The sequence below is a fragment of the Aestuariibaculum sediminum genome (assembly GCF_014596945.1).
Taxonomy (GTDB): Bacteria; Bacteroidota; Bacteroidia; order Flavobacteriales; family Flavobacteriaceae; genus Aestuariibaculum; species Aestuariibaculum sediminum.
Window position 1 is genome coordinate 2,501 of record NZ_JACVXB010000019.1, and the last position, 3,230, is coordinate 5,730.

General features: G+C 44.0%; 2 tRNA genes and 2 rRNA genes (1 of these 4 cut by a window edge). All 4 read right to left on the reverse strand.

What is annotated here, in order from left to right:
- Positions 1 to 592: ribosomal RNA gene (locus ICJ83_RS16840) — 23S ribosomal RNA — on the reverse strand (it extends 2,230 nt beyond the left edge of the window).
- A 202-nt stretch (positions 593 to 794) separates the two neighbouring features.
- Positions 795 to 868 (reverse strand) — tRNA-Ala (locus tag ICJ83_RS16845).
- Positions 869 to 979: 111 nt separating this feature from the next.
- A tRNA-Ile gene (locus ICJ83_RS16850) sits at positions 980 to 1,053 on the reverse strand.
- A gap of 141 nt (positions 1,054 to 1,194) precedes the next feature.
- Positions 1,195 to 2,715: ribosomal RNA gene (locus ICJ83_RS16855) — 16S ribosomal RNA — on the reverse strand.
- The 16S and 23S rRNA genes sit together here with 2 tRNA genes alongside, the layout of an rRNA operon.
- Positions 2,716 to 3,230 lie beyond the last annotated feature (515 nt).

Here is a 3,230-nt window from a genome sequence, read left to right on the forward strand (position 1 = left end):
TATGCAAAAGGCACGCCGTCACCTCTCGGCTCCGACCGCTTGTAAGCGTATGGTTTCAGGTTCTATTTCACTCCCTTATTCAGGGTTCTTTTCACCTTTCCCTCACGGTACTAGTTCACTATCGGTCTCTCAGGAGTATTTAGCCTTATGGGATGGTCCCCACGAATTCATACAGGGTTTCACGTGCCCCGCACTACTCAGGATACTGCTATCTTATTAATTTTTACTCGTACGGGACTATCACCCTCTTTGGTCGCTCTTTCCAAAGCGTTCTGATTCAGCATAACTCGAATATTGCAGTCCTACAACCCCAGTATTGCCGTAACAACACTGGTTTGGGCTAATCCGCGTTCGCTCGCCACTACTAACGGAATCACTTTTGTTTTCTTCTCCTCCGGGTACTTAGATGTTTCAGTTCTCCGGGTTCGCCTCCTGTAAAGGATACTATATCTTCAATATAGTGGGTTGCCCCATTCGGATATCTGCGGATCAATTTGTATGTGCCAATCCCCGCAGCTTTTCGCAGCTTATCACGTCCTTCTTCGCCTCTGAGAGCCTAGGCATTCCCCATACGCCCTTATTTAGCTTATTGTACTTTTTGCTTTTTTAATGAGTTTCATTCACTAGATTATTATCTAGTGAATATCGATTATTTATATCGCTCGTTGTTGATATAAATAATCACATTTTTTTTAAAATAGATTTAATATCTATCTTTCATGTATCTTTTTTCAATATGTCAATGAACTTTCTATAATTCTGAATTCAGAATTTTGAATTCAGAATTAAATTTGTGGAGAATATCGGAGTCGAACCGATGACCTCCTGCGTGCAAGGCAGGCGCTCTAGCCAGCTGAGCTAATCCCCCATTTCTTAAGTGATGAGTTATTAGTTATGAGTTATGAGTTTCATAACCTCTCAACTCCTAGAATTTCCTTTCAATCTTTTTTAATGAACGTTAACCATCTCTGGTTACTCGTAGTCTCAGGCAGACTCGAACTGCCGACCTCTACATTATCAGTGTAGCGCTCTAACCAGCTGAGCTATGAGACTGTTTATAGTCCTTCAGTTTGCAGTTTTCAGTATCTCTACTGAGCACCGTATTCTGGTGACTTATCTTTTAAATTAACAGCTAACAGAGAATAAACTATTCCTACTCTAGTTTATATGATACTAATTGTCGTCTTTCTCTAGAAAGGAGGTGTTCCAGCCGCACCTTCCGGTACGGCTACCTTGTTACGACTTAGCCCTAGTTACCGATTTTACCCTAGGCCGCTCCTTGCGGTGACGGACTTCAGGCACTCCCAGCTTCCATGGCTTGACGGGCGGTGTGTACAAGGCCCGGGAACGTATTCACCGCATCATGGCTGATATGCGATTACTAGCGATTCCAGCTTCACGGAGTCGAGTTGCAGACTCCGATCCGAACTGAGATAGGGTTTATAGATTCGCATCCCCTCGCGGGGTAGCTGCTCTCTGTCCCTACCATTGTAGCACGTGTGTAGCCCAGGACGTAAGGGCCGTGATGATTTGACGTCATCCCCACCTTCCTCGCAGTTTGCACTGGCAGTCTTGCTAGAGTTCCCATCTTTACATGCTGGCAACTAACAACAGGGGTTGCGCTCGTTATAGGACTTAACCTGACACCTCACGGCACGAGCTGACGACAACCATGCAGCACCTTGTAAGTAGTCCGAAGAAAGATCTATCTCTAAATCATGCAACTTACATTTAAGCCCTGGTAAGGTTCCTCGCGTATCATCGAATTAAACCACATGCTCCACCGCTTGTGCGGGCCCCCGTCAATTCCTTTGAGTTTCATTCTTGCGAACGTACTCCCCAGGTGGGATACTTATCACTTTCGCTTAGCCACTCAAACCGAAGTTCGAACAGCTAGTATCCATCGTTTACGGCGTGGACTACCAGGGTATCTAATCCTGTTCGCTCCCCACGCTTTCGTCCATCAGTGTCAATACATTATTAGTGATCTGCCTTCGCAATTGGTATTCTATGTAATATCTATGCATTTCACCGCTACACTACATATTCTAACCACTTCATAATGATTCAAGAAAACCAGTATCAAAGGCAATTCTACAGTTGAGCTGCAGGATTTCACCTCTGACTTAATCTTCCACCTACGGACCCTTTAAACCCAATGATTCCGGATAACGCTTGGATCCTCCGTATTACCGCGGCTGCTGGCACGGAGTTAGCCGATCCTTATTCTTACGGTACCGTCAAGCTGGCTTCTCGAACCAGTGTTTCTTCCCGTATAAAAGCAGTTTACAACCCATAGGGCAGTCTTCCTGCACGCGGCATGGCTGGATCAGAGTTCCCTCCATTGTCCAATATTCCTCACTGCTGCCTCCCGTAGGAGTCTGGTCCGTGTCTCAGTACCAGTGTGGGGGATAACCCTCTCAGGCCCCCTACCTATCGTTGCCATGGGGTGCCGTTACCACTCCATCTAGCTAATAGGACGCATACTCATCTTGTACCGTAACCTTTAATGTAATCCCCATGCGAGGTCTACATACTATGAGGTGTTAATCCAAATTTCTCTGGGCTATCCCTCAGTACAAGGCAGATTGTATACGCGTTACGCACCCGTGCGCCGGTCGTCAGCAAGAGCAAGCTCTCCTGTTACCCCTCGACTTGCATGTGTTAGGCCTGCCGCTAGCGTTCATCCTGAGCCAGGATCAAACTCTTCATCGTTAAATTTTAATTATTTTAACAACTAATCAGAATCTCTAGTACTCAAAATGGTCTATTCTCTTTGTCAATACTAACCGTTTCCAGTTAATATCTTACGCTGTCAATTCAATATGTTTATGAACTTATTTTTCTTTCTTTTCTTAACGCGTTTCCTTGTTAAGCGGGTGCAAATATAAAACCCTTTTTTAAACCCCACAAATTGTTTTGATACTTTTTTTGAAAAAAATTTTGAAGCCGCTTAGACCCCAATCTTATCAACTATACCAACTCATCTTATAAGAACTTCGCTACTCACAACCATCGCTGTTTTTGCGGCTGCAAACATACAACCTTTTTTTATTCTACAAACACGTTTTTGATATTTTTTTAAAGTTTTTTAAACCCGGCTGAAAACCAAACTTTTAAACTCCGTATCGCTAACTTTTTATGAACGTATCCCTAGCAACATCGCCGCTAACGGGCTGCAAATATACCCCGCTTTTTCCTTACCAAACAAACTTTTTTTATCCTTTTTT